Origin of the sequence: Streptomyces sp. NBC_01237 (assembly GCF_035917275.1) — a bacterium.
Classification (GTDB): Bacteria; Actinomycetota; Actinomycetes; order Streptomycetales; family Streptomycetaceae; genus Streptomyces.
On record NZ_CP108509.1, the window covers coordinates 1,379,215 to 1,405,245 of the forward strand.

Below are 26,031 nucleotides of genomic sequence, written 5' to 3' on the forward strand. Positions count from 1 at the left end.
CCCACGCGGGGCGCCCGCCCCCGGTTCAATGCTCGGTGAAGCCCGGTGCCGAGTGAGGAAAGAGGCGAGGCGGGATGCGTCCCGAACGTGACGAGGGGACCGGTGGGGACGGGCTGCTGGTTCCGATGGCCTGGATGTACACGGAGTACATAGCCGACGAGCTGCTGCGGACCGGCGACCTGATGGAGCCGACGACACTGGAGTTCCGTGCGGGGCGCGATGCCCTCGCACTCACGATCTTCCTCAGCGACGACGAGCCGGTGGCCGGAGCCCTGCCGGAGGCGCGGGTGAACCAACTCCGGCTGCTCACGGCGTACGGGGCGGCGTGGCGGCAGTGGGTCTGCGAGCGGCTGGACGACGCGGCACGGCGGTACGAACCCGGGGACCCCGATCTCGCGCTGGCGCGGGCCGCCTGGCGGTGGCTGGAGGAGACCGAACTGCTCGCCGCGGACCTCGACGCGATCGGCCCGCCGCCCTGGGAGCCGCCGGGCCGCGGAGCGGACGGGGCCGACGGGGCCGACGGGGTGGAGCTGAGGGGCGGGGTGGAGCCGGAGGACGGGGAGGAGAACCAGGTCTGGACCCCCGCGTGGCAGCTCGGGCTGCCGCTCGGGCATCTGGCGGTCCATCTCTGCTGAAACACTCCGCCGCGCCGCCGTCCGGGACCGCCGTGTCCTCGTACCACCGTCGTGCGCCCGGTCATGAACCGTGCACCCCGGCGCGGTACTTCGGCAGTCGCAGCGTTATCTTCATCCCCGCCCCCACCCCGGTCTCGATGACGAGCCCGTACTCGTCCCCGTACACCTGGCGCAGCCGCTCGTCGACGTTGAGCAGTCCGATGCCGGTGGACGTGCCGCCCTCGCCGCGCAGGATCTGCCGCAGCCGCTGCGGGTCCATCCCGATGCCGTCGTCCTCGATGACGACCTCGGCCTCGGACCCGGCGTCCAGGGCGCTGATGGTGATGCGGCTGGTGGTGACGGCGCCTTCGAGACCGTGTTTGACGGCGTTCTCGACGAGGGGCTGGAGGCAGAGGAACGGCAGCGAGACCGGCAGGACTTCGGGGGCGACCTGGAGGGTGACCGCGAGGCGTTCACCGAACCGGGCCCGGACCAGCGCCAGATACTGGTCGATCGAGTGCAGTTCGTCGGCCAGGGTGGTGAAATCTCCGTGGCGCCGGAACGAGTAGCGGGTGAAGTCGGCGAACTCCAGCAGCAGTTCGCGCGCCTGCTCGGGATCGGTCCGGACGAACGAGGCGATCGCGGCGAGTGAGTTGAAGATGAAGTGCGGGGAGATCTGGGCACGCAGGGCCTTGATCTCGGCCTCGATGAGCTGGGTGCGGGAGCGGTCGAGCTCGGCGAGTTCCAGCTGTACGCAGACCCAGCGCGCCACCTCGCCGGCGGCCCTGGCCAGCACCGCGGACTCCCGCGGCGCGTAGGCGACCAGCGTGCCCAGGACCCGGTGGTCGACGGTCAGCGGGACGGCGACGGCCCAGCGCAGCGGGCAGTCGATGTCACCGCAGTCACTGGGGAACGCGGTGTCACGGCCACTGTCGAGCAGGCCCTGGACCTGGTCCATCACGTCCTTGCCGTGATGGTGCCCGTCACCGTCCCAGACCAGGACCCGGTCGCGGTCGGTGAGGCAGAGCGCGTCCGTGCCGAGCAGCGAGCGCAGTCCGCGCGCCGACTTGCGGGCGCTCTCCTCGGTGAGCCCGGCACGCAGCGGTGGCGCCGCGAGGGACGCGGTGTGCAGGGTCTCGAACGTGGCGTGCTCGACCGGCGTGCCGACATCGCTGGGGCGTACGCGGCGCGCGGTGCGGCGCCCGAGCAGGAAGCCCGTACCGGACAGCAGCACCGCCAGTACGGCCAGTACGGCGATCCCCGCCCCGGTCATCGCTCCCTCCCGGAACTGAGGGCTTCCGGCAGATGGAAGCGGGTCATGGCGGCGTTGGTGCCCGGGGGTATCCGGCCGGGAGTGGCTAGCGACACCAGGACCATCGCCAGGAAGCCGACCGGCACGGACCAGACCGCGGGCCAGGCGAGCAGGGCGTGCGGCCAGCCGGGCGGCCGTACGGCACCGCTGACCGTGATGGTCACCGCGACCAGTGCCGAGCCGCCGCCCAGCAGCAGTCCCGCCATCGCCCCGGGCGGGGTGAGCCGCCGCCACCAGATGCCGAGGACCAGCAACGGGCAGAAGGACGACGCGGAGACCGCGAAGGCCATGCCCACCGAGTCGGCCACCGGCACCCGGCTGACCATCAGGGAGGCGCCCAGCGGCACGGCGATGGCGAGCACGGTCGCCAGCCGGAAGTGGCGTACACCGCGCGAGGGCAGGACGTCCTGGGTGATGACTCCGGCGACGGCCATGGTGAGTCCGGAGGCGGTGGACAGGAACGCGGCGAACGCGCCGCCCGCGACGAGGGCGCCGAGCAGATCGCCGCCGAGCCCGCCGATGACCCGGGTGGGCAGCAGCAGCACGGCGGCGTCCGCGTCCGGTCCGTGCCGGAGTTCGGGGGCGTACAGCCGGCCCAGCGCCCCGTAGACGGGCGGCAGCAGATAGAAGGCGCCGACCAGGGCGAGGACGGCGACCGTGGTGCGGCGGGCGTCGCGGCCGTTGGGGCTGGTGTAGAAGCGGACGACGACGTGGGGCAGCCCCATGGTGCCGAGGAAGGTCGCCACGATCAGCCCGTAGGTGGCGTAGAGCGGGTGGTCGGCGCGGAAGACGGAGAGCTCGCCGTCGAAGCTGACGCGGGGCTGCCCGTCGCCGCGCCAGGCCAGCACGAGGAAGATCGCGGGGACGAGGAGGGCGGTCAGTTTCAGCCAGTACTGGAACACCTGGACGAAGGTGATGGAGCGCATCCCGCCCGCCGCGACCGCGATGACCACGACGGAGGCGACGAGCACATCGCCGAGCCAGCCGGGTGCGCCGGTGAGGATCTTCAGGGTGAGTCCGGCGCCCTGGAGCTGCGGCACGAGGTACAGCCAGCCCGCGCCGACCACGAAGACACTGACCAGCCGGCGCACCCGCCGCGATTCGAGCCGCCCTTCGGCGAAGTCGGGCAGGGTGTACGCCCCGGAGCGGCGCAGGGGCGCGGCGACGAACACGAGGAGCACGAGATATCCCGCGGTGTATCCGACCGGGTACCAGAGCATGTCGGGTCCGTGTACGAGAACCAGGCCCGCGACACCCAGGAAGGAGGCCGCGGAGAGGTACTCGCCACTGATCGCGGCGGCGTTGAGGCGGGGCCGTACGGTGCGTGACGCGACGTAGAAGTCGGAGGTCGTACGGGAGATGCGCAGACCGAATCCGCCGACGAGGACGGTGGCCAGGACGACGAGGGCGACCGCCACCCACGACGCCAGGTGGTCGGGTTCGCTCACGGTGCGGGGCGGCCTTCCACGAGTCTGGCGAAGTCGCTCTCGTTGCGTTCGGCCCGGCGGACGTACCACCAGGCGGTCAGGGTGAGCGGCGGGTAGGCGCCGAAGCCGAGCACCGCCCAGACGAGCGCCGAACTGTGCAGCGCGGCGAAGACCAGGGGCAGGGTGCCCGCGACGAGCGCGAGCACGGCGAAGGCGGTGATCCCGGCGCGGAGCTGGCTGCGCATCAGCGAGCGTACGTAGGCACCGCCCAGGGCGGTCTGCTCGTCGATCTCCGACTGGGTGCGGTAACGGGGCAGCGGACGGACCCGCCGCGACTCCCCCGTGACCACTTCGCGCCGGGACGTGGGCTCTGCGGACATGAGCCCGGAGTGTAGGCGCGGCCCGGCCCCGCTGGGAAGGTCTCGCCGCCCCGGTAGCTCCAGGTCAGCGGCTGGTCTGGCGCATCAGGAGATCGCGCAGGGAGCGGGTGTGGCGGCGGCTGACGGCCAGTTCCGCGTCGCCGACGCGGACGCTCATGCTGCCCGCGTCGAGCCGGAGTTCGTCGATGCGGCCGAGCGCCACGAGATGGCGGCGGTGGATGCGGACGAAGCCGCGGGAGCGCCAGCGTTCTTCCAGGGTGGTGAGCGGGATGCGGACGAGATGGCTGCCGGTGGCGGTGTGCAGCCGGGCGTAGTCACCCTGCGCCTCGGCGTACGCGATGTCGTCCACGGGGATGAACCGGATGACGCCGCCGAGTTCGACCGGGATCTGGTCCGCGGCGATGTCGTGGACGGGCGCGGAGCGGTCCTGGACCTGTTCGGCGACGCGGCGCACGGCTTCGGCGAGCCGTTCCCTGCGGACGGGTTTGAGGACGTAGTCCACGGCCTTGAGGTCGAAGGCCTGGACGGCGAAGCCTTCGTGGGCGGTGACGAAGACGATCAGCGGGGGCGCGGCGAATCCGGCCAGCAGCTGGGCGACGTCGAGGCCGGTGAGGCCGGCCATGTGGATGTCGAGGAAGACCACGTCGATGGCGCTCGGGTCGTCGGGGCCCGCGTCGACGGCGGCGCCGATGCGGCGCAGCGCCTCGGTGGCCCCGCCCGCGCCCTCGGCGCTGCGGATGCGGGGGTCGGCGCGCAGGAGGTAGAGGAGTTCCTCCAGGGCGGGTTGTTCGTCGTCGACGGCGAGTACGCGCAGCATGAGGCCGGAGTTTAAGGGCTGTCCCGGAATCCCTGGCGGGCGGACGGCGTCAGCCCTTGGGTGCTGCGAGGGGGTGGTGGCTCGACTGCTGCCGGGGTTCCTCCCGCTATTTGAGGAGCTTGGACAGACGCCTGTCGGCGAGCGGTTTGCCGCCGGTCTGGCAGGTGGGGCAGTACTGGAGCGAGGAGTCGCTGAACGAGACCTCCAGGATGGTGTCGCCGCAGACCGGGCAGGGCGCTCCGGCGCGGCCGTGGACCCGCATGCCGCTCTTCTTCTCGGCCTTGAGCCTTCCGGCGGCGAGGCCGCTGGAGCGTGCGACGGCGTCCTCCAGCGTGGTGCGCAGCGCGGTGTACAGATGGGTGATGTCGTCCTCGCCGAGGCTGTTGGTGCGCTTGAACGGTGACATCTTCGCGACGTGCAGGATCTCGTCGCTGTAGGCGTTGCCGATGCCCGCGATCAGGGACTGGTCGCGCAGGGCGCCCTTGATCTGGCGGCGTTCCCCGTCGAGGAGGGCGGCGAACGCGTCGCGGTCGAAGGAGTCGGCGAGCGGATCCGGCCCGAGCCGGGCGACGCCGGGGATCTCCGCGGGGTCACGCACCAGGTGGACGGCGAGGCGTTTGGTGGTGCCCATCTCCGTCAGGTCGAAGCCGTCGCCGCCGCTCAGTACGGTGCGCAGCGCGAGGGGCCCTTTGCCGGGGCGGGGCGGGGTGGCCGGGAAGCTGTCCTTCCACTGGAGCCAGCCGGCCCGCGCGAGGTGGGTGACCAGATGCAGCGGGCCCACCTGGATGTCCAGGAATTTGCCGTGCCGGGACACGGAGGTGACGGTGCCGCCCGTCAGAGCGGAGAGCGGCGGGTCGTACGTCTTGAGGACGCTGATCGCGAGCGGCAGGACGCGGGCGATCTCCTTGCCGACCAGGTGGTCGTCGAGGAAGACCCGCAGGGCTTCGACTTCCGGCAGTTCGGGCATGCACCCAGCCTGCCGCAGGCCGGTGACGGGTGCCTCCCCAACGGCCCCCGGGTGGGTCCGCCGGGTCTCCCGGGGTCGCGGGGGTCCTCAGCCGAGTCCGTAGACGCGGGTGGCGGTGTCCGCGAACACGGCCCGCCGCTCGTCCCCGGTGAGGTGCGCGGTGAGGGTACGTGCGGCGTCGGCGACCTCCGCGTAGCTCGCCGCGAGCCGGCACACCGGCCAGTCGGAGCCGAACATCAGCCGGTCCGGCCCGAAGGCGTCCAGGAGCGTGTCGGTGTACGGGCGCAGGTCCTGGACGGTCCAGGTGCGGGGGTCGGCCTCGGTGACCAGTCCGGAGAGTTTGCCGACCGTGTTGGGGAGGGCGGCCAGGGCCCTGAGGCCGTCGGCCCAGGGATGGGTGCGCCGCGCCGCGATCGGCGGTTTGCCCGCGTGGTCGAGGACGAAGGTGAGTCCGGGCAGCAGGGCGGCGGCCTTCGCGGCGGCGGGCAGCTGGTGCGGCAGGACGATGAGGTCGTAGACGAGTCCGGCGTCGGCGACGGCGGCCAGCCCCCGCAGCACATCGGGCCGCAGCAGCCACTCGGGATCGGGTTCGCCCTGGACCTGGTGGCGCAGGCCCACGAGCCGGTCGCCGCCGGGCAGGGCGCGCAGCGCGGCGAGGGTGTCGGCGATGCCGGGATCGGTGAGATCGCTCCAGCCGACGACACCCGCGACCAGGTCGCTGCCTTCGGCGAGCGCGAGGAATTCGGGGGTCTCCTCGGCGACGGTGACCGTCTGGACCAGGACGGTGGCGTACACCCCCGCGGCGCGGGCCTCGGGCTCCAGATCGGCGAGGGTGAAGGTGCGCCGGATGGGAGCCAGTTCCTCGCCGGTGATCCATTCCTGGTCGCGTACGGCGAGGTCCCAGACATGGTGATGGGCGTCGACGGCCGGTACAGGAGCCGCCGGGTCCGCGGGAGCCGCCGGGTCCGCGGGGGAAGCTTCGGGGGGTGTCATGTCACAGCTCCCAGGCGACGGGCAGTCCGGCCTCGGCGCCCTCCGCCGTGTAGTCGTGGGCGACATCGAGCAATTGGTCCATCCGGGCCTGCCAGGCGACATTGACCGGGAGCTGTTCCAGTTCGGCCAGCAGCCGGGCGTAGTCCGCGCACTCGATGAGGTGGAAGAGGTCGGTGCCGCTGCGCCAGATCGTCCAGGAGGTGGCGCCCGCGGCGCGGATGGCGCGGGTGAGTTCCTCCGGGACTTCTCGGTGGGCGGCTTCGTACTCCTCGACTCGGTCGGCGCGGACCTTGGTGTGCAGGGCGACCCTCATGTCAGTTCCCGTCCTCGTGTCCGGTGGTGCTCAGCAGCCCTTCGGCGCGCAGATCGTCCCAGAGCCCGTCCGGGATCTCGCGGCGCGCCTGGGCGGCGGCGTCGCGCACCTCGTCCGGGGAACGCGTCCCGACGAGCACCCCGGCGACGGCCGGGTGGGCGAGCGGAAAGCGCAGGGCGGCGGCGCGCAACGGAACGCCGTGCCCCTCGGTGACCGCCTTCATGCGCAGGGCCCGGTCGAGCAGCGACAGGGGGGCGGCGGCGTAGTCGTAGCGTGCGCCGGGGCGCGGGTCGGCGAGCAGCCCGGAGTTGAAGACTCCGCCGACGACGACGCTCTTGCCGCGGGCGGCGGCCTCGGGCAGCAGGCCGGTCAGCGCGCTCTGGTCCAGGAGGGTGTAGCGGCCCGCGCACAGGACGGTGTCGACGTCGGTGTCGCACAGGAACCGGGTGAGCATCGCCGTCTCGTTCATCCCGGCGCCGATCGCCCCGACGACGCCTTCGGCGCGCAGCTTCTCCAGCGCCGGGTACGCCTCGCGGAAGGCCGCCTCCCCGTGGTCGTCGGGGTCGTGCAGATAGACGATGTCGATGCGGTCGAGACCGAGGCGTCCGAGGCTGTCCTCGATGCTGCGCCGGACGCCGTCGGCGCTGAAGTCCCAGCGGCGCCGATGGGTGGCGGGTACGGCGAATCCTTCGGAGAGCCCGTCGCCGGGCGGCACGTCGCCGGGGGGCAGCGGTTCGAGGAGCCGCCCGACCTTGGTCGACACCGTGTAGGTGTCGCGGGGCCTGGTGCGCAGGGCTTCGCCGAGCCGCCGTTCGGAGAGGCCGAGGCCGTAGTGCGGCGCCGTGTCGAAGTAGCGGACGCCCTCGTCCCAGGCGGCGTCGACGGCGGCCGCGGCCTGTTCCGGAGCGACGGCGGTGAAGAGATTGCCGATGGCCGCTGCCCCGAAGGACAGTTCGGTGATCTCGACCGCACTGCGTCCGAGCCTGTTGCGCCGCATGTCTCTGCCGCCCTCCCCGATGATCGCTTTGCTGTACAGAGCGAATATTCATCGGATCACTTGGGCGCGTCAACACTTCCGGCACCACCCATTGCCGGGAATTGCGGCAGATCCTCAGCGATCTGTCCGATCTATCGCCCGGTCTTACGCTCCGGGGCCGCGATCAGCGCGCACAGCTCCCGGAACTCCTCGTGCACCGCGGCCGCCAGCCGGTCGAGGTCCCCCAGCGCCTTGCCGTCGGCAACCAGCCCGACCTGCACCCGCCCGCCGTACGTGGCGAGCGCCACCGCGAGGGACTGCCCGCGGGCCAGCGGGGCCATCGGGTAGACGGCGCGCAGGGGGCAGCCGCCCAGCGAGAGGGCGGAGCGCGGCAGCGGCACGCTGGTGACCAGCACGTCGAACAGCACCCTGGCCGCGCCGGCTGCCAGCGGCGCCCCGAACCGGTGCGCCAGGGGCGGCAGTTGGTCGGCGAGTACGGCGACGGCCCCGGCGCCCTTCAGCGGCCCCGCCGCCTTGTTGCGGTCCATCGCGGTGCGGACCGCGCGCAGCCGGCGCCGGGCGTCGGGTTCGCCGACCGGAAGACCGAGGAGGTACGCGGAGAGCCGGTTGCCGCTCACCGCCGCGCCGCCCGGCCGGCGCCGGGAGACGGGCACCAGGGCGCGGGGGTCGGCGGCGGGCAGCGGCTCACCGCGTTCCAGCATCCAGCGCCGCAGCGCCCCGGCGACCACGGCGAGCAGGATGTCGTTGGCCGTGCCGCCCTCGGCCCTGCGGATCCGCTGGACCGCCGCGGCGTCGAGCTCCGCCGTGGCGAGGCGCCGGGTACCGCTGGAGGGTGCGGTGAGCGCGGTCGAGCCGCGCAGGTCGAGGCGGCCCGCCCGGACGACGGAGGCGCCGACCCCCAGCGCCCGGCCGACCTCCCCGATCCGCCCCAGGGCCATGCCGACCACCTCGCGGGGGTCCGGCAGCCAGGAGCGCGGCGGCACCGGAGCGCGGCGGCGGGCGGTCCCCGCGCCACCGGTGGCGGCGGCGATCTCGTCGAAGATCCCGGCACCGATCGCGACCGCGCGCATGCCGTCGGCGAGGGCGTGGTGCAGTTTCACCAGCACGGCGAACGGCCCGTCGTCGGCGCCGCCGATGAGGTACATCTGCCAGGGCGGCAGCCCCCTGCCGAGCGGCCGCTCCATCAGCTCCCCGGCCAGCCCGGTCGCCTGCTCCATGAAGTCGCCCTCGGCGAGGACCAGGCGCCGGACGTGCCGGTGGACGTCGAAGTCCTTGTCCAGGGACCACGCCGCGCCGCCGACCGGCAGCAGCACGTCCCGTACACACATCCGCAGCCGGGGAATCGCGGCGGCACGGGCGCCGAGGAGCTCCAGGATGTCGTGCGGGGCGACGCCGGGGGACGGGGAGAACACGGCGAGCGCACCGAGGTGCATCGGGTGGGTATCGGATTCGAAGTGCCAGAAAGCCAGATCGAGAGGGGCCAGAAGCTCGGTACCCAACGGGTCCTCATGTCATCGAAGGCAGAACCGCCGTACGTCCGCAGTCAATCCCTCCGGTCGGTTACGGTCAAGTTCTGACATGTTACGTATTGTTACCGTTCGGTATGGGGCAGGGTCCGCCGTTCGGCCCGCCATCGCCGCACAGGACGCCCGTCACCCACGTTCCGGGACGGTGCCGGTCATGAACGTTCCGGGATGAGGAACTCGCACCACACGCATTTGCCGGTGCCCCGGGACTCCACGCCCCAGACGTCGGCCAGCCGGTCGACGAGCATCAGGCCGCGCCCCGAGACCCCGGACTCGCCCGCGTCCCTGCGGCGCGGCAGCGCGCTGGAACGGTCCTCGACATCGACGCGGAGCCGACGCTCGGTCGCGGCCATCACCCGGATGGTCACGATCGCCCCGCCGTCGGTGTGCATCAGCGCGTTGGTGATCAGCTCGTCGGCGGCCAGTTCGATCTCGTCGGCCCGCTCCTTCGCGCCCCAGGCCCGTACCGCCGCCCGGATCATGTGCCGGGAGGAACTCAGCGCCTGCGGGTCGTTCTGGGCGACATGCTGCTGGAGCCGGCCGCCCGCCTGCGGTGCGTGGGCGGCCCTGCGGCGCAGCAGCAGAACCGCCACGTCGTCCTCTCCCCCGCGCTCGTCGACCGCCTCGCAGAGCTGGTCGGCCAGCGTCTGCAGGTCGTGCGGACCGTTCGTCACCATGGACGTCAGCAGCTGCATGCCCTCGTCCAGATCGGCGCCCGGCAGCTCCACCAGACCGTCGGTGTAGAGCACCATCGTCTGTCCGGGGTCCAGCTCGACCGTGCTGACGGGGTACTCCAGCCGGCCGAACTCGGCCGAGAGCCCGAGCGGCAGTCCGCCCTCGGCCGGCACCCTGCGGCAGCTGCCGTCCACGTCGCGCACCAGCGGATCGACATGACCCGCCCGGACCAGCTGCACCACACCGGTGGTCAGGTCGACCTCGGCGTAGCTGCAGGTGGCGAAGCGGTCGGTGTCGAGCTCATGGAGGAAGACGGAGGCCCGCGCCATCACCGTGGCGGGGCTGTGCCCCTCGGCCGCGTAGGCGCGCAGCACGATGCGCAACTGTCCCATGACGGCCGCCGCATGGGTGTCATGACCCTGTACGTCGCCGATGACGGCACCCACCCGGCCGCCGGGCAGCGGGATGATGTCGTACCAGTCGCCGCCGATGTCCCGGCCCAGGCGCGCCGAGCGGTAGCGGACGGCGACCTGGGCCCCGGGCACCTCGGGGATGCGGCGCGGCAGCATCGCCTGCTGGAGCCCCTCGGCGAGATCGTGCTCCTGCTCGTAGAGCATGGCGCGCTGCAGGCTCTGGGCGATCGAACTGCCGAGCGCCACCAGCAGATTGCGTTCATCGGCGGTGAAACCCGCCTTGTCCCGGTAGAGCAGCCCGAGCGCGCCGATCGGGCGGGCCTGGGCGATCAGCGGCAGATAGGCGGCGGCGGTGATGCCGAGATGACTGATGTTCGCCCACAGGCCCGCGTAGGAGGTGGCGAAGTCGTGGGCGGACTCGATGAAGCGCGGCGTCAGGGTGCGGATCACCTCACTCATCGGGTACGGCTCGTCCGTCCGGGTGTACCGGGTGCCCGGCACGTACGCGCCCTCGGGACCGTCGGCGACGAGATGGATGCGGCCGGCCTCCAGGAGGCCCATGACGAGGCTGGTCGCACCGAGGTGCGCGAGGCCCTGCGAGTTCTTGAGCACCGCGATGACGTCCTTGACGGTGCGGGCGTGCGCCAGGGCTGCCGTGGTGCCCTCCACCAGGCTGGTGCGTCGCCGGCGCTCCTGGTCCAGCTCCCGCCGGGCGGTGGAGTCGGCGAGTTCCTGGGTGGCGTCGCGGACGATCCCGATGATGCGCCGGGGCCGCCCCGTCGCATCCCGGCGGACGCAGCCCTGGGTGTGGGTCCAGCGCAGGCTTCCGTCGCGCCGCTGGACGCGGAAGTAGGCACCGTAATTGCTGTTCCCGCTCTTCAGCGCCGACGAGACCATGGCGTCCAGCCGGATGCCCTCGTCCGTCGGCACCCGCACGGCGAGGCTCTCCGGCCGGTTGTCGTACTCCTCGGGGGTCAGGTCGAACACGTCGAGGGCGGGCCGGTCCATGTGCATGAGGCCGCTGTCCAGATCCCAGTCGAAGCTGCCCATACGGTTCAGGGCGAGGCTGAGGTCCGGGTGGGCGGGCCAGTCGTCCGGGAGTGACAGGGCACCCGAAACCCGATCATCCATGTGGGTCACTCTGCCATCAATTGTCCGATTCTTCGAGCGTTCCGTGCGGCGAGCGAACGGAACGTTCGAACCGCTCCCGCGCGCCCGTCAGCCCCCGAAGGGCTCGGGGGCCGCGGGCTCGGCGGGCTCGTCCGCAAGCAGCGGGCCACCGCCGTCCGGGGCCTCGCCGTCCGGGGCGGGGCCGTCGCCGGGGGCTGGGGGCTCGGCGGGATCCATGGGCCCGGCGGGATCCACCGGGCCGGTCGCGGCGTCCGGCGGCAGGTCGGTCGGAGTGTCCGTGGGCACATCGGGGGTCGTGGCACCCCGGCCGGCGTCTCCCCCACCCCCGTCGCCGGGCGGCGCGGGGACAGCGGGACCGGCGGGGGACGCAGGGCCGGACGGCTCGCTCCGCTCCGTCGGGCCGGTCCCCCGCGACGGCGGGAAGATGTCGTCGCCCGGCTCGAACGGCGGCGGGACGTCGGGGACCTTGTCCCGTCCCCCGCCGTCGCCCATCGGCCGCTCGATCCAGGTGTTGTCCGCGAGGTTCACGAGGGTCAGCTCGGTGAGCACCTGCGCACCGGGGCTGACGATCACGATCCGGGACGGGTCGTAGCCCGCCCAGCGCTCACCCCGGAGGGCGACACGCCCCTTCGCGACGACGGGCCGGTCCAGCGGGTTGCCTCCCGCGCAGCGGACACGCGGAAGGCCCCGGCTGTCGACCATGACGGCGGTGCCCGCCTGGAGCACGGACTGGAAGCCGGTGACCGTGCCGGCGGCGTAGCCGTGGCTGGTCACCTGGACGTCCGCCCGCAGGTGGACCGGGGTCAGCGCCTTCAGGTAGCCCGGAATCTGCACCGCCTCGATGCCCGCCACCCCGGCGAAGGCACGGCTCTTGGCCCGGTCGGCGGTCAGGAGGCGGATCTGGCGGCCGACATCGCACCCGGCGACGGACCGGGTCGCTCCGTAGAGGCCCGGGGCCGCGCCCGACACGGCGCGCACCTTCCGTGGCGCGCCGGCCGCGGGGGCCGCGTTCGGTGCCGCGGTGTCCGCGGAAGCCGCTACGGGCCTCGCCGTCGACCCGGTGAACGGTCCGGGGCCCGCCGCCGCGACCGGCTGGAGCAGAACCTCCTCGGCGCCCGCCGCACCCATGGCGCCCTGCGGTGTCCGCTCACCGCCGTCGCCGCAGCCCGCGGCGAACATGACTCCCACGGACAGCGCGCCGAGCAGGGCGCGCCGAAGGCGTCGGGGGGCGGGCACGGATCGGCCCCGTGCGCTGGCGTCAGCCTGACTGACCACGTCGACCTGCCTGTTCACCTCGTGAATGGATGTTTTCCCCATCTCTCCCGCACCCCGTGGGGCCCCGCAAGCCGGCGTGCGCACACGGCCCACACCGCGTACGCGAGGAACCCGGAGCACCCTGCGGCACACGGCACCTTGAACACGTTCAAGAGAAGCTCTACTCTCGACCCGACTGTTGAACGCGTTCAAAGAGGGAGTGGATGTGGACACCTTCACGTACCCGGAGGTCGGGGCCACCCGGCTGGGCCCGCTCCCCGACGGCTACCACCATCTGCACCACCGCACCCGGGTGGGCCGGGGCCGGTCCGACTTCGCGACGGCGGGCGCCGCGGTCACCGAGTGGCGCGTGCACCGCGCCGCCGGAGCCCGGGTGAACGCCTCGGCCGCACGGGCGGAGGACGGCGGCGGCGTGCGGGTGTCGCTGGGGCTCGGCCCGGTCCGCTTCACCGCCCCGTGCGAGGTGGTCTGGACGGCGTACGAGAGGGACCGCACCGGTTTCGGCTACGGGACGCTGGAGCGGCATCCGGAGTGCGGTGAGGAGTGCTTCGTGGTGGACCTGGCGGACGACGGGACGGTCTGGTTCACGGTCATGGCGTTCTCCCGCCCGGCGAGCTGGTACGCCCGGCTCGCCGGACCGCTCGTGCCGCCGGTACAGCGGTGGTACGCGCGCCGGCTGGGCCGCTCCCTGCGCCGGATTGTCGCCGCCGGCTGAACCGTGGCCGATACTGGGGGTGATGGAGTGGTTCACCGCAGACAGCTACTGGCTCAGCAGGCTGGTCTTCCAGCGGGCTCTCGCCGGGGTCTATCTGGTCGCCTTCCTCACCGCCGCGCTCCAGTTCCGCGCGCTGATCGGCGAGCGCGGCATGCTGCCCGTACCGGAACTGCTGCGGCACACCCACTGGCGGGCGGCTCCCGGGCTCTTCCGGCTCCACTACTCCGACCGGTTCTTCGCCGCCGTCGCGTGGACCGGCTGCGCGGTCTCGGTGGCTCTGATCGCCGGAGTGGACGGATACCTCCCGCTGTGGGGCGGCATGCTGCTCTGGGCGCTGCCGTGGGTGCTGTACCTGTCGATCGTCCAGGTCGGCCAGGTCTGGTACGGCTTCGGGTGGGAGTCGCTGCTGCTGGAGACCGGCTTCCTCGCCGTCTTCCTCGGCACCGGGGACACGGCGCCGCCGGTGCTGGTGCTGTGGCTGCTGCGCTGGCTGCTGTTCCGGGTGGAGTTCGGCGCGGGACTCATCAAGATCCGGGGCGATGCCTGCTGGCGGCGGCTGACCTGTCTGGACTTCCACCACGAGACCCAGCCGATGCCGGGGCCGCTGAGCTGGTTCTTCCACCGTCTGCCGCGCCCCGTGCACCGGGCCGAGGCGGCCGCCAACCATCTCACCCAGCTCCTGATCCCGTTCCTCCTGTTCACCCCGCAGCCGGTGGCGAGCGCCGCCGCGGGTCTGATGGTCATCACTCAGCTGTGGCTGGTCCTCTCCGGGAACTTCGCCTGGCTGAACTGGCTGACGATCGCCCTCGCACTCTCCGCGATCGACTGGTCCCTGATCGCCGGACCGCCGCCCGCACTGTCGGCTCCACCGCTCTGGTACGAGGTGGCCGTTCTCGCCGTCACCGCTCTGATCCTGGCCCTCAGCTACCGCCCGGCGCGCAATCTGCTCTCCCGCCGCCAGGTGATGAACCGGTCCTTCGACCCTCTGCATCTGGTCAATACGTACGGGGCGTTCGGCAGCATCAGCAGGCTGCGGCTCGAAGTCGTCGTGGAGGGGACACGGGACCCGGTCGCCCACGACGGCGCCCACTGGCAGGAGTACGGCTTCCACGGAAAGCCGGGGGATCCGCACCGGGCGGCGCGCCAGTTCGCCCCGTACCATCTGCGGCTCGACTGGATGATGTGGTTCGCCGCCCTCTCCCCCGCCTACGCCCGCTCGTGGTTCGGGCCGTTCGCCGAGCGCCTTCTGACGAACGACCGGGACACGCTCCGGCTGCTGCGGCACAATCCGTTCCCCGGCGAACCTCCCGCGCACGTCCGCGCCAGGGTGTACCGCTACCGGTACACCGACTGGCGCGAACTGCGGACCACCGGACGCTGGTGGCACCGCACCTACGTACGGGAGTTCATGCGGCCGATGGCCCGCCCGGTCCCGCTCAGGCCGACCAGGCGACCTTGAACACCCAGGCGTGCTCCCCCGTCCTGCGGGCCGCCGCGGGCACGTCGATCACCAGCGAGCCGCCCGTGGTGCGCCAGTTGAGCGGCCGGTCGTGGCCCAGGAGCGTCACCCGGTCCCCGGCGCGGATGGGCACCGGTGCCGCGACGGTGAGCTTCGCGCCCGGCCGGACCAGGGAGTGGATGTAGAACGCCCGGTCCGGCCGGACGGTGAAGCGCAGCTCCTCGCCGAGCTGCGGCATCCGTGACCAGTACGTACTGCCGTACACGGCCTCGCCGTTGGTCTTCAGCCACGCCCCCGTCTCCCGCAGCCGGCGCTGCATGATCTCGGGAATGGTGCCGTCCGCCCGCGGTCCGATGTCGAGCAGGAAGTTGCCGTTCTTGGAGACGATGTCGACGAGGGAGTGCACGACGTCCCGCGTCGTCATGTACTTGTCGTCGGGCGTCTGGGAGTTGTAGCCGTAGGAGTACGGATCGAGGCCCCGGCTCGACTCCCATTTCGCGGTGACGATCTGGTCGTACGTCGTGTACTCGGGCGTCGTGAAGTCGTGCGGGCCGATGCCGGAACGGTTGTTGACGGTGACCTCGACGGGCCGCGCCCGGTTCTTCGCCTGGTTGAAGTACTCCGCGAGCACCCGGTGGCTGTCGTTGTCGCCGCCGATGTCGCACCAGAGGATCTCGGGGTCGTATCCGTGGACCAGCTCCAGCATCTGCGGGCCCTGGAGCCCGGTGATGTAGTCCTTGCCCGCCGTGTGGCCGGTGTAGGGGACGGGCTCCAGGGTGTACGGGTTGCGCGGGGCGTGCCCCATCCACGGGTGGTCGGGGTTGAACCATTCGGGCATCGAGAAGTACAGCCCCCGGTGGAGTTCGGGGGTGTAGCGGCGCGAGGCGTCGAACAGTTCCCTGATCAGGTCGCGTCGGGGGCCCATCTTCACGGAGTTGCGGTCGGAGAGCTCGGTGTCCCAGAGCGCGAAGCCCTCGTGGTGCTTGGAGGTGAGCACGTGGTACTGCGCGCCCGCGTCCCGGAACAGCTCCACCCAGGCGCGCGGGTCGAACCGCTCGGCCCGGAACCGCGGGATGAAGTCGTCGTAGGCGAAGTCCTCGCCGTAGGTGTCGCGGTGATGGGCGTACGTGGGGTTGCCCGGGTCCTGCATCTGGTGCCAGTACCACTCGGCGTACTGCTGCCCGACCGGTGCCCAGGCGGGCACGGAGTAGACGCCCCAGTGGATGAAGATGCCGAACTTCGCCTCCTGGAACCAGTACGGCGCCTGATGGGTGCCGAGCGAGGCGTCGGTGGGCAGGTAGTCGGGCACGCCGAGGGTCAGGGAGCGGCGGACGGTCGCCGCCTGCGCGCCCCTGCCCCGTGCGACGACGCTGCCTTCCCGGACCGTGCCCGGTGCCGTGCCCGGCCGGTTGCGGACGCCGATCCGGACGCGGGCCCGGTCGCCGGGGGCGAGCCGGGTGATCCGGGCGGGGTCGACGGTCCGGGCGCCGGGGACGTCCACCGAGACGGTGAGCGCATCGGCGGCGAGGACGGTGACGGTCCCCGCGTTGACCACCGTGGCCTCGACGCTCTGGGCGCCGTTCGCCAGGGACGAGGTGGTGGAACGGGCGTCGCGCAGGGTGAGCGCACGCCCGGTGGCGGCAGGCTGGAGGGACAGCGCGAAGACGTGCAGCGAGGACTGGTTCGCCTCGGCGGGCCGGGTGGTCGGGAGGGTGAGCGCGACGGCCTCCCTGGCCGGGTCGAGGGCGATCTCGGTGACGGCGAGGGCGACCTGATGCGGGTCCTTGGAGCCGTCGGGGCCGTAGCGGTAGGCGGCGGTCAGGGCACCGCTGCCGGAGTACCAGTCGGGGCCGCCGAGGGCCGGGGCGGACGTGGTGCCGTCGGCGTAGTGGACGGTGGCCGTGCCGGAGGTGGCGCCGTAGCTGCACGCGGTGAGCAGGAGGCCGCAGAGGTAGCGGCCGCGGGGCAGGTCGACGCGCTGCCCGAGGGCGACGATGTTGTTCTTGGCACCCGCGGTCGCGGCCGGGAAGAGGAAGGGGGTGCCGTCGATCTCCCGCACCCCGGAAGGGAGTTCCTCGCCGGGGAAGGTGTAGCCGGAGCCGTCGAAGTCGCCGCCCGGGGCATCGGCGGTGTCGATGCCGTCGTTGTCGAACCAGGGGTCGAGGGGGACGGGGAGCGCCGCCGGGACGGTGCCCCAGTCGCCGGTGCCCCCGGGGAGGCGGGCGGCCCGGCCGGGCGGGGCCGCTTCGGCGGTGGCGGGGGTGAGCAGAGCGGCGCCGACTGCCGCTCCTGCCGTCATTCCGAGTACGTGTCGTCTGCGAGGCTCGGTCATGAGGTCCGATGATTGAGCCCTGATGCGACCCTGTCAATGGACTCTTCCAGACAGAGGGAAACTCCTCTCGCCCATCCATCGGATGACTGGCCCCGTATGCGGCGCTCCGCACTGAGCAGGTCCGGTGCTCCGCCGGGTCCGGGCCGGGGCGTACGACCGGCCCGGAAACGCGCGGCGGAGCCCCCGCTACTTGGCGTTTTCGCGGGCCTTCAGCAACCGGCTGATCTCCTTGACGAGTGCGGAGTCGTCGGTGACCTCCTTGCCGGAGACCAGCGCGCCCAGGCGCTCGGCGGTCTGGAAGTCGTAGGCGTGCTCCACCTCTTCGTCCGGCACCGCCTCGTACTCCGCCGCGGCGCGGAATCCGACGGTCAGGTCCACCGCCTTCGCGATGATCCAGGTGAGGATGAAGGAGAACGCGATCACGGCGACGATGGCGACGAGTTGCCTGCCCAGCAGCCCCCAGCCGCCGCCGTAGAACAGCCCTTCCTTGCCGCTGATGCGCGCGGTGGCGAACAGCCCGACCATGATGAGGCCGATCAGACCTCCCACCCCGTGCACGCCGACGACATCCAGGGTGTCGTCCACTCCGAAGCGGTACTTCAGCGTGATGGCGAACGCGCAGACGGCGCCGACGACCAGACCCGTGACGACGGCTCCGAGGGTGTTGATCTCTCCACAGGCCGGGGTGATGGCGACCATGCCCGCGACCGCGGAGGAGACGACCCCCATGGTGGTGACGCGGCCGGTGCGCCATTTCTCCACGAGCGGCCAGGTGACCATGGCGCCCGCGGCGCCGAGCTGGGTGTTCAGGAAGGCGGCCGCCGCGGTGCCCTGGTCGGAGAGTGCGGAGCCGGAGTTGAAGCCGAACCAGCCGAACCAGAGCAGCGCGACACCGATGACGACGAGCGGGATGTTGTTCGGCCGTTCCCCGCGCCGCGCGAAGTCACGCGGCGCGCGCAGGACGAGCGCCACCGCGAGGCCCGCGACACCGGAGTTCAGCTCCACCGGCAGCCCGCCGGCGAAGTCGAGTGCCCCGAGGTGCTTCACGATCCAGCCGTCCGTGTCGAACACCCAGTGCGCGATCGGGATGTAGACGATGAGCAGCCACAGGACGACGAAGACCAGCCAGCCCCTCATCGTGGCGCGGTCGGCGATCGAGCCGCTGATCAGCGCGACGGTGATGACGGCGAAGCCCATCTGGAACGTGCTGTAGACGTACGTGGGGATGTGACCGGTGAGCGTGGTCAGCTCGATCCCGCGCATGAACACATGGTCGAGATTGCCGATCACCCCGGCTCCTCCGACATCGGGGCCGAAGGCGAGCGTGTAGCCGATCACCCACCAGAGGAGGGTGCCGAAGGCGAGCGCGGCGAAACTCATCTTGATCATCATCAGGACTTGTCTGGTGCGCACCATGCCGCCGTAGAAGAACGCCAGTCCGGGCGTCATCAGCAGCACCATCGCGGTGGAGGCGAGCAGCCAGGCGGTGTCCCCGGAGTCGTACGCGGGGGGCATCGGCGCGGGAGCGGTGATCATCGGCGGATACCTCGTCGGGGGTGAGGGTCTCGGTGGACGGGGGAGGGCCCGGTGGCGCCGGGGACTGGGTGGGGTCCGGGGACCGGTGACATCGCGGGCCGGGTGACGTCTACGGTTTGCGCAGATCGGGAGCCGGATGGCCGGTGAGCAGCCGGCGTACGGCGTCCCAGGCGGTGTTCCTCGCGGCGGCGACCCGGATCGGGCTGTCGTCCAGGAGGCGCACCCAGGCGCCGCACTCCCCGGGCAGCACACTGACGCCGTACAGCAGGCCGAGGTCCGCCAGGGCGTCGTGCAGCGTGTCGGCGACCTCGGTGGCGGTACTGCGATCGGTGACGACGAAGAGCGAGGCGACATGGTCGTGCCCGGCGAACACACCGGGTCCGAGGACCTCCGCGCGGCCCCGCCCGCCGCCGGGCGACAGCCGCAGGGTGTCGATGGCCAGCAGTGTGCCGTCGGGGCGGTCGATGCGCAGGTCGGTGGCGAGCACCCGGTAGTCGTGCCGCTCACCGCGGGCGAGCCGCCCGGCGGTGAGGGTGTCACCGAGGACGACGGTGGCGCCGGGGGCGACCGTCACCTCGGTGCGCTGGTAGAACCGGGCGTCCTTGAACGGGATCAGGGGGTCCGGGAGGTACTCGACGTAGGAACCCTCCTCCGCCGTGAGGTGCACGCGCTGGCTGGCGTAGTCGTGCTCCATCCGGAAGACCTTGCTCGCCGCCTGCGTGGTCAGATGCACCTGGGTGCCGGGTCCGCAGCGGAAGTCCATCCGGTAGCGGTCGGCCTGGGCGATGCCGCCGCCGGTGGCCATCAGATACACGTAGCTCATGCCCGGCAGCCCGGCATCGATCCACAGCGGCCGCATGATCTGCAGCGGGGTCTTCTGGTAGCGCTCGACCAGCTCCGTGCGCCCGCCCCGGACGGCGAAACCCAGGTCCAGGATGCCGACCTTGGCCGGTGATCCGGGGGCGAGCGTATCGGGGACGGACGCCAGCGCCGCCACCTCCGGAGGGACGCGCTCCGCCGTGTAGTACTCCGGCGCGAGCCGGTCGACGGCGGGGCGCGGCAGGGTGGGCGGCAGGGCGGACTCCGGGGCGGGCGGCACGTCAGATCAGCACCTTGCGGCGGGACTCCAGATAGCCGGCGATGTCCTCGATGCCGACGCCGGTGAGACAGTCGGTCAGGACGACGGGGCGGTTGTCGCGGACCCGGTAGGCATCCGATTCCATGATCCCGACGTCGGTGCGCACGTACTTCGCGATGTCGATCTTGTTGATGACGAGCAGATCGGAGTCGGTGATGCCGGGACCGCGCTTGCGCGGCATCTTCTCGCCCTCGGCCGTGTCCAGGACGAACAGGAAGAGGTCGACCAGGGCGGGGCTGAACGTCAGCGTGAGGTTGTCGCCGCCGGACTCGTACAACAGCGTGTCCGTGTCCGGGAACCGCTCCAGCATCTCCGCGCCGGCCGCCAGATTCATCGTCGGGTCGTCGCGTACGGCCGTGTGCGGGCAGGCGCCGGTCTCGACGCCCACCACCCGCTCCGGTTCCAGGACCCCTTCGAGCGTGCGGCGGACGTGCTGCGCGTCCTCCTGGGTGTAGATGTCGTTGGTGATGACGGAGGGGCGGTGGCCGCGGGCGATGAGCACCGGCACCAGCGCCTCGATGAGGGCGGTCTTGCCGGAGCCGACCGGTCCGCCGATGCCGACCCGCAGTACGTTGTCGTCCATGGTGCTCCCTTGAGGGTGGATGGGTGTGCTCAGCTGGCGAAGAGGCGTGCCTCAGCGCGTTCATGACGGCCCGACATGACGTCGGAGGCGAAGACGGTGGCGCCGACGTCGGCGAGTTCGCGCCGCAGCGCCTCCTCGGCCACGCGCTCGATGACGGGGGCGGCCCCCCGCAACAGGCTCTGGGCCCTGCGGTGGTCGGTCAGGCGCAGCCGCAGGGCCGCTCCGGCGAAGCTGGCGCAGAACGCGAACAGGTCACAGGCGACGGCCTGCCGGACCGGGACCCCGGTCGCGGCGTAGATGACCCCGGCGGCGACCGCCTGGGTGCCGGGTGCCCCATGACGCCGGACCCGGTCGAAGTACGCGGTGATCGGCGGGCGGTCGAACACCTCCGCCGCCAGGTCGAGGAGCTGTCGCCCGGTCCTGGTGGACGCCTGGCGCATCTCCCGGCCCAGTTTGGTCGCGTACAGGTGCGCGTCCACACCCGCCACCGCGTCCAGGTCCCCTTCCGCCGTCGCCCGGTGGGCGAGGGCCAGCGCCGTGGCGTCCGCCGGACCGACGCCGTGCAGCAGCAGGTCCCGCAGGAGCGACGGCAAACTGCCGGAATCGACGGCTCCGGCGTGGGCGAACCCCTCCAGACTGTGCGACAGCGTGTAGAAGCCACTGGGGAACGCCGAGTCGGTCAGCTGGAGACCGACCAGCAGGGGCCCCAGATCGGGCCCGGTCCGGGCGGTCGGGCCGGTACCGTTCCCGGCACCGTTTCCCCGGCCGTTCCCGCCGCCGGACACGGCCTGGGGCAGGGCGACGGCAGCCTGGATCCCGCGGTGCTCGTCCTCGTTGCGGTACATCGCTAGACCAGGAAGAACAGGTGGTTGAGGGGCAGTTCCTCGGCCGGGTCGATCGTCGCGACCTTGCCGTCGAGGGTGACCTTGAACGTCTCCGGGTCGACCTGGATGTCCGGCAGGGCGCTGTTGCGCACCATGTTGTGCTTGCCGATCGTGCGGGTGCCGCGCACCGGAAGGATCTTGCGCTCCAGGCCGAGCTCCGACGGCACCCCGGCGGCGATTCCCGCCTGCGACATGAAGGTGACGTGGGTCGCCGGCAACGCCTTGCCGAACTGCCCGAACATCGGCCGGTAGATGACCGGTTGCGGCGTCGGCAGCGAGGCGTTCGGGTCGCCCATCTGCGCCCAGGAGATGATCCCGCCCTTGATGACCATCTTCGGCTTGGCCCCGAAGGAATGGATGGGCCAGAGCACGATGTCGGCGATCTTGCCCTTCTCCAGGGAGCCGATGTGGTCGGCGATGCCCGTCGCGATGGCCGGGTTGATGGTGACCTTCGCGAGGTAGCGCAGTACCCGCTGGTTGTCGTTGCGGGCGGAGTCGCCCTCCAGGATGCCGAGCTTGTCCTTGCAGTGGTGCGCGGTCTGGAAGGCGCGCGTCACCGACTCGCCGACGCGGCCCATGGCCTGCGAGTCGGAGGAGAACATGCTGATCACACCGAGATCGTGGAGGACCGACTCGGCGGCGATCGTCTCGGCGCGGACCCGGCTGTCGGCGAAGGACACGTCCTCGGGGATGTCATGGCTGAGGTGGTGACAGACCATGACCATGTCGAGGAGTTCGTCGACGGAGTTCTTGGTGTACGGCAGCGTCGGGTTGGTGGAGGACGGCAGGATGTTGGGCTCGCCCGCCACCCGCATGATGTCCGGGGCGTGACCGCCGCCCGCGCCCTCGCTGTGGAACGTGTGGATCGCACGTCCGTCGATCGCGGAGCGGGTGTCCTCGAAGAAGCCGCTCTCGTTCAGGCTGTCGGTGTGGATGGAGACCTGGACGTCGTAGCGGTCCGCGACATTGAGCGCGTTGTCGATGACGGCCGGGGTGGCGCCCCAGTCCTCGTGGACCTTCAGGGCGCAGGCTCCGGCTTCGATCTGCTCGTCCAGGGCCTCGGGCAGACTGCCGTTGCCCTTGCCCATGATGCCCAGGTTCACCGGCCAGCCCTCGGCCGCCTGGAGGAACCGGGCGATGTTGTAGGGGCCGGGGGTGCAGGTGGTGCCGTTGGTGCCGTCCGAGGGACCGGTGCCGCCACCGATGAGCGTGGTGATGCCGTTGGTCAGCGCCTGTTCGGCCTGTTGCGGGGCGATCAGATGGACATGGGAGTCGATGGCCCCGGCGGTGGCGATGAGGTGTTCACCCGCGATGGCCTCGGTCCCCGGGCCGATGACGAGGTTCGGGTCGACGTTGTTCTGCGTCTGCGGGTTGCCGGACTTGCCGATCCCGGCGATCATCCCGTTCTTGATGCCGATGTCACATTTCACGACGCCCACCATCGGGTCGATGACCACGACATTGGTGATGACGGTGTCGAGCGCGCCCTGGGCGCTGGTGGCCTGCGGGGAGGCGGCCATGCCGTCGCGCATGGTCTTGCCGCCGCCGTAGAGGACTTCGTCGCCGTACTGGCCCTCGCTGAAGTCCTTCTCGACCTCGACGACGAGGTTGGTGTCGGCGAGGTGGAAGCGGTCGCCGACCGTCGGGCCGAACATGTCGGTGTACTGCTTGCGGGGCAGGATGGGCATCAGCGCGAACCCTTCTTCTTGGCCTTCGCGCTCTTGGCGCTCGGCGTGCTCTTGGCGCTCTTCGGGCTCGGCGTGCTCTTGGCGCTCTTCGGGCTCGGCGCACCGGCAGCGCTCTTCGGACCCGGCGCGGGCTTGGCGCTTCGGGGACTCGGAGCGGGCTTGGCTTTCTTCGGACCCGGCGCGGGCTTGGCGCTCCGTCCGCTCGGCGCGCTCTTCGGGCCCGCCCTGCCGCGCGGACTCTTCGCACGGGGGGAGACCATTGCTTTCGGGGGCTGGTCGGCGCCCTGGAAACCCTGCTCGATCGCCTTGCGGACGGCCTCGACCTTGGCCGGGTGGGAAGCGAGGCTGCCGTTGAGCAGTCCGCTGAAGCCGACCAGGCGGCCCGTTCCGGCGTACGCGCAGAGTTCGACCTCGCGCGAACCGCCGGGTTCGATCCGTACGGAGGTGCCCGCCGGGATGTTGAGGTGCATGCCCAGGGCCGCCTGCCGGTCGAACGACAGCGCGGAGTTCACCTCGAAGAAGTGGTAGTGGGACCCGACCTGGACCGCGCGGTCGCCGGTGTTGCTGACGGTGAGCGTCACCGTGCGGCGCCCGGCGTTGATCTCGACGGGGTCCTCGCCGTAGATGTACTTCTGTCGGAACGTCATGCGGAGCTCCTGAGAACGTGGCCCGCGCCGAGGGTCTGCGGGTGCGGGTGCTCGTGAAGGTGGTCGTGACCGTGGTCGTGCCCGTGGCCTGCGGCGTGACCGTGGCCCGGTGCGTGCTCGTGGCCCGTGCCGGGCGGGTGGGTGTGGTGGTGGCCGTGGTTGTCGGCCGCGCCCAGTCCGGCGGCGATGCCGTCGTCGCCGCGCTCGTGCCGGCGCCGCAGGGCGTCGGCGGCCCGTTCGGCGAGCACGCGGCGCAGTGCGGAGCGCGCCAGCGGCGGACCGGCGACGGCGACCTGTGCGTCCGGTACATCGGGGGCCTCGGGCACCACGAAGGCGGCCGGCAGCACCACCACCCGTGCGGCGCCCAGGGACACACAGCGCCGGACTCCCTGCGCGAGGCCGGGATCACCACCGGTGAGGGCCACTTCGACCAGCGCGTGGTTGCCGTAGCTCCGTACGAGACTGGCGACGCGGTACAGCTCCGCGTCCTCGAACGGGCCACCGGACGGCGCCGTGACGAGCAGTGCGTCGGCGGTGGGCACCCGGCGCGCGGCGCCCCGCAGCCAGCCGACGAGGTGCTGTGCGGTACCGAAGGGTTCGGCGAGGACCGTCCCGGCCCGCTCCTCGTCGGGTACCGCCCGCAGGGTGCGCGCCGTCTCGGCGACGAGTTCGGGGTCGCGCCCGAGCGTCATCGGTACGACACAGCTCGCCTCGCCCCGGCGGCTCAGCCCGACGACGGTCCGGAACAGCTCCCGCCCGTTCGGCACCACGATCACGTCCGGGCCGCCCAGCTCCGCCGACGCCCGTCCGTACGCCGCCTCGTGACCGCAGACGGCGATCACCCGGCACCGCTCGGCCACCGGGGTCAGCCGCCGATGGGGTCGTGGCAGGAGACGAGCTTCGTACCGTCGACGAAGGACGCCTCGACCTGGAGCAGGCCGAGCATGTCGCGTACGCCGGGCATCGTGTCGTCCTCGCCGACGACGTGGCGGCCGAGTTCCATGCAGTCGGCCACGCTCCTTCCGTCGCGGGCGGCTTCGAGGATCGCCTCGGTGATCAGCGCCACCGACTCGCTGTAGTTGAGCTTGAGACCGCGGCCCTGGCGTTTGCGGGCCAGGTCGGCCACGACGTACACCAACAGCTTGTCGATCTCGCGGGGAGCGAGGTTCATCGTCGGTACCTTCCTCGGGGATGTACGGAACACGCGGGCGGTCGGGCGGGCTTCAGTCGTTCGGACGGAAGCGCGGGAGAAGTGGCACGGCGGCCATGAGGACCCAGGTCGTGAGGATGAACGGCCAGGTGAAGGTGTGGCCGCCGAAGGGTTTGAACAGGGAGGTCAGGGAAGCCGTCAGCCCGGTGGTGGCCGCCGCTCCGAACAGCGCGTACGCCCCGTTCCAGACGGTGCCCGTCAGGAAGACCGCGCCGACCGCGATGGCCACGAGGACCGCGTTGTAGCCGTAGATTCCGTTGGCGATCAGATCGGCGGGGGCGCCGAGCGCCCATCCGGTGAAGATGCCGACGACGCTGCCCGCAGCGGCGAACAGGACCACGCGCACCCCGGCGATTGCCAGGCCCACGAGCATGATGAGCCCGACGTACCACTCGTCGATCAGGAAGACCTGAGCGACGTTGGTGAAGAACGCGTGCCACAGGTCGTCCCAGGACAGTCCGGTATCCCCCGCGGTCGTGCTGGACACCTGCGCCGGGGCGCCGTGCCAGATCCGGCCGAAGGAGGGTGCCCCGAGCACCATGACGCCGGAGACCAGGCAGAAGGGCGCGGTGAGCGGGGTGAGTCCGCAGGGGGCGAGGAACGTGGTGAGGGCCGCCATGAGGAGCACGCACATGATGGCGCCGACGACGGTGAGTACATAGGTGGCCGGGTGGTGGCCCAGCGAGGTGACGAGGGCGATGCCGGTGAGAGCTCCGCAGTAGCCCTGGAGGCCCTGGGCGATTCCCGAGCGATCCACGCCGAGGGCATAGGCGGTCGCGGTGGCGAACAGGGTACCGAGGGTGGCGAAGAGGCCCGCCTCCCAGCCCGCCGCCCACAGCGCGAGAAGGATGACCGCACCGGTCCACGCTCCGGGCTGGAGGTCCACCTGACCGACTCCGCGCACCGAGGCGAGTAAGTACGACAGGGGCTGCGGCTGCGGCGCCTTCGGCTTGTGACGCTCTTGCGCTTCGGCGGACGGCACGAACAGCTCCGTAACTC

The 26,031-nt window shown here is 71.7% G+C and carries 24 protein-coding genes; 3 read left to right on the forward strand and 21 right to left on the reverse strand.

Going from position 1 to position 26,031, the window contains the following annotated elements; all coding sequences use genetic code 11:
• Positions 1-74: 74 nt before the first annotated feature.
• Positions 75-635, forward strand: a complete 561-nt coding sequence (locus OG251_RS42255; RefSeq protein WP_326682577.1) for a hypothetical protein — start codon at positions 75-77, stop codon at positions 633-635.
• A 61-nt stretch (positions 636-696) separates the two neighbouring features.
• On the opposite strand, the gene OG251_RS42260 is transcribed toward OG251_RS42255, so the two are convergent.
• The 11 genes from OG251_RS42260 to OG251_RS42310 form a co-directional block, all read right to left on the reverse strand.
• The gene (locus tag OG251_RS42260) at positions 697-1,887 is read right to left on the reverse strand and encodes a sensor histidine kinase (protein ID WP_326682578.1); all 1,191 of its coding nucleotides are present in this window, start codon (positions 1,885-1,887) and stop codon (positions 697-699) included.
• The gene (locus OG251_RS42265) at positions 1,884-3,374 is read right to left on the reverse strand and encodes a sodium/solute symporter (protein ID WP_326682579.1); all 1,491 of its coding nucleotides are present in this window, start codon (positions 3,372-3,374) and stop codon (positions 1,884-1,886) included. The genes OG251_RS42260 and OG251_RS42265 overlap by 4 nt, the downstream gene beginning before the upstream one ends.
• A complete protein-coding gene (locus OG251_RS42270; RefSeq protein ID WP_326682580.1) occupies positions 3,371-3,733 on the reverse strand; it encodes a hypothetical protein in 363 nt (120 codons plus the stop codon). Before OG251_RS42270 ends, OG251_RS42265 begins: the two co-directional genes overlap by 4 nt.
• Before the next feature lie 64 nt (positions 3,734-3,797).
• Positions 3,798-4,550, reverse strand: coding sequence for a LytR/AlgR family response regulator transcription factor (locus tag OG251_RS42275; RefSeq protein ID WP_326682581.1), 753 nt, complete (start codon positions 4,548-4,550; stop codon positions 3,798-3,800).
• Between the two features lie 106 nt (positions 4,551-4,656).
• Positions 4,657-5,517 (reverse strand): Fpg/Nei family DNA glycosylase, encoded by an 861-nt coding sequence (locus tag OG251_RS42280; protein WP_326682582.1) that lies wholly within the window; start codon positions 5,515-5,517, stop codon positions 4,657-4,659.
• An 87-nt stretch (positions 5,518-5,604) separates the two neighbouring features.
• A complete protein-coding gene (locus OG251_RS42285; RefSeq protein ID WP_326682583.1) occupies positions 5,605-6,510 on the reverse strand; it encodes an amidohydrolase family protein in 906 nt (301 codons plus the stop codon).
• A gap of 1 nt (position 6,511) precedes the next feature.
• Entirely contained in the window at positions 6,512-6,823 is a 312-nt protein-coding gene (locus tag OG251_RS42290) for an L-rhamnose mutarotase (protein WP_326682584.1), read from the reverse strand.
• 1 nt (position 6,824) lies between these two features.
• Entirely contained in the window at positions 6,825-7,820 is a 996-nt protein-coding gene (locus OG251_RS42295; protein ID WP_326682585.1) for an aldo/keto reductase, read from the reverse strand.
• Between the two features lie 131 nt (positions 7,821-7,951).
• A complete protein-coding gene (locus tag OG251_RS42300; RefSeq protein ID WP_326682586.1) occupies positions 7,952-9,319 on the reverse strand; it encodes a wax ester/triacylglycerol synthase family O-acyltransferase in 1,368 nt (455 codons plus the stop codon).
• A 179-nt stretch (positions 9,320-9,498) separates the two neighbouring features.
• Positions 9,499-11,565: a SpoIIE family protein phosphatase gene (locus OG251_RS42305; protein ID WP_326682587.1), complete on the reverse strand. Its 2,067-nt coding sequence runs from the start codon at positions 11,563-11,565 to the stop codon at positions 9,499-9,501.
• Positions 11,566-11,652: 87 nt separating this feature from the next.
• On the reverse strand, positions 11,653-12,801 hold the full coding sequence (locus tag OG251_RS42310; RefSeq protein WP_326682588.1) for a DUF6777 domain-containing protein: 1,149 nt from the start codon (positions 12,799-12,801) through the stop codon (positions 11,653-11,655).
• 244 nt (positions 12,802-13,045) lie between these two features.
• On the opposite strand from OG251_RS42310, the gene OG251_RS42315 reads away from it, so the two are divergent.
• Together OG251_RS42315 and OG251_RS42320 are read left to right on the forward strand one after the other, a co-directional pair.
• Positions 13,046-13,555 carry a DUF1990 family protein gene (locus OG251_RS42315; protein WP_073721111.1) on the forward strand — a complete coding sequence of 170 codons (510 nt, stop codon included), beginning with the start codon at positions 13,046-13,048 and terminating at the stop codon, positions 13,553-13,555.
• A gap of 22 nt (positions 13,556-13,577) precedes the next feature.
• Complete coding sequence (locus OG251_RS42320) at positions 13,578-15,014, forward strand: lipase maturation factor family protein (RefSeq protein WP_326682589.1); 1,437 nt, start codon at positions 13,578-13,580, stop codon at positions 15,012-15,014.
• Here OG251_RS42320 and OG251_RS42325 read toward each other — a convergent pair.
• From OG251_RS42325 to OG251_RS42370, 10 genes are all read right to left on the reverse strand, one after another.
• Positions 14,992-17,346: an alpha-L-fucosidase gene (locus OG251_RS42325; RefSeq protein ID WP_442818466.1), complete on the reverse strand. Its 2,355-nt coding sequence runs from the start codon at positions 17,344-17,346 to the stop codon at positions 14,992-14,994. The two genes, OG251_RS42320 and OG251_RS42325, sit on opposite strands and share 23 nt — an antisense overlap.
• A gap of 186 nt (positions 17,347-17,532) precedes the next feature.
• Entirely contained in the window at positions 17,533-18,882 is a 1,350-nt protein-coding gene (locus OG251_RS42330; protein WP_326682591.1) for an ammonium transporter, read from the reverse strand.
• A gap of 109 nt (positions 18,883-18,991) precedes the next feature.
• Positions 18,992-19,957 carry an urease accessory protein UreD gene (locus OG251_RS42335; protein WP_442818481.1) on the reverse strand — a complete coding sequence of 322 codons (966 nt, stop codon included), beginning with the start codon at positions 19,955-19,957 and terminating at the stop codon, positions 18,992-18,994.
• Between the two features lie 25 nt (positions 19,958-19,982).
• Positions 19,983-20,603 carry an urease accessory protein UreG gene (ureG, locus tag OG251_RS42340; RefSeq protein WP_326682592.1) on the reverse strand — a complete coding sequence of 207 codons (621 nt, stop codon included), beginning with the start codon at positions 20,601-20,603 and terminating at the stop codon, positions 19,983-19,985.
• 29 nt (positions 20,604-20,632) lie between these two features.
• Positions 20,633-21,448 (reverse strand): urease accessory protein UreF, encoded by an 816-nt coding sequence (locus OG251_RS42345; RefSeq protein WP_326682593.1) that lies wholly within the window; start codon positions 21,446-21,448, stop codon positions 20,633-20,635.
• Between the two features lie 2 nt (positions 21,449-21,450).
• Entirely contained in the window at positions 21,451-23,175 is a 1,725-nt protein-coding gene (gene ureC, locus OG251_RS42350) for an urease subunit alpha (protein WP_326682594.1), read from the reverse strand.
• Entirely contained in the window at positions 23,175-23,822 is a 648-nt protein-coding gene (locus OG251_RS45130; RefSeq protein WP_442818467.1) for an urease subunit beta, read from the reverse strand. Before OG251_RS45130 ends, ureC begins: the two co-directional genes overlap by 1 nt.
• Positions 23,819-24,682: a cobalamin biosynthesis protein CbiX gene (locus OG251_RS42360; RefSeq protein ID WP_326682595.1), complete on the reverse strand. Its 864-nt coding sequence runs from the start codon at positions 24,680-24,682 to the stop codon at positions 23,819-23,821. The genes OG251_RS45130 and OG251_RS42360 overlap by 4 nt, the downstream gene beginning before the upstream one ends.
• Positions 24,683-24,687: 5 nt before the next feature.
• Positions 24,688-24,993 carry an urease subunit gamma gene (locus OG251_RS42365; RefSeq protein WP_266811608.1) on the reverse strand — a complete coding sequence of 102 codons (306 nt, stop codon included), beginning with the start codon at positions 24,991-24,993 and terminating at the stop codon, positions 24,688-24,690.
• Positions 24,994-25,045: 52 nt separating this feature from the next.
• Positions 25,046-26,014, reverse strand: a complete 969-nt coding sequence (locus OG251_RS42370) for an urea transporter (RefSeq protein ID WP_326682596.1) — start codon at positions 26,012-26,014, stop codon at positions 25,046-25,048.
• Positions 26,015-26,031: the final 17 nt, after the last annotated feature.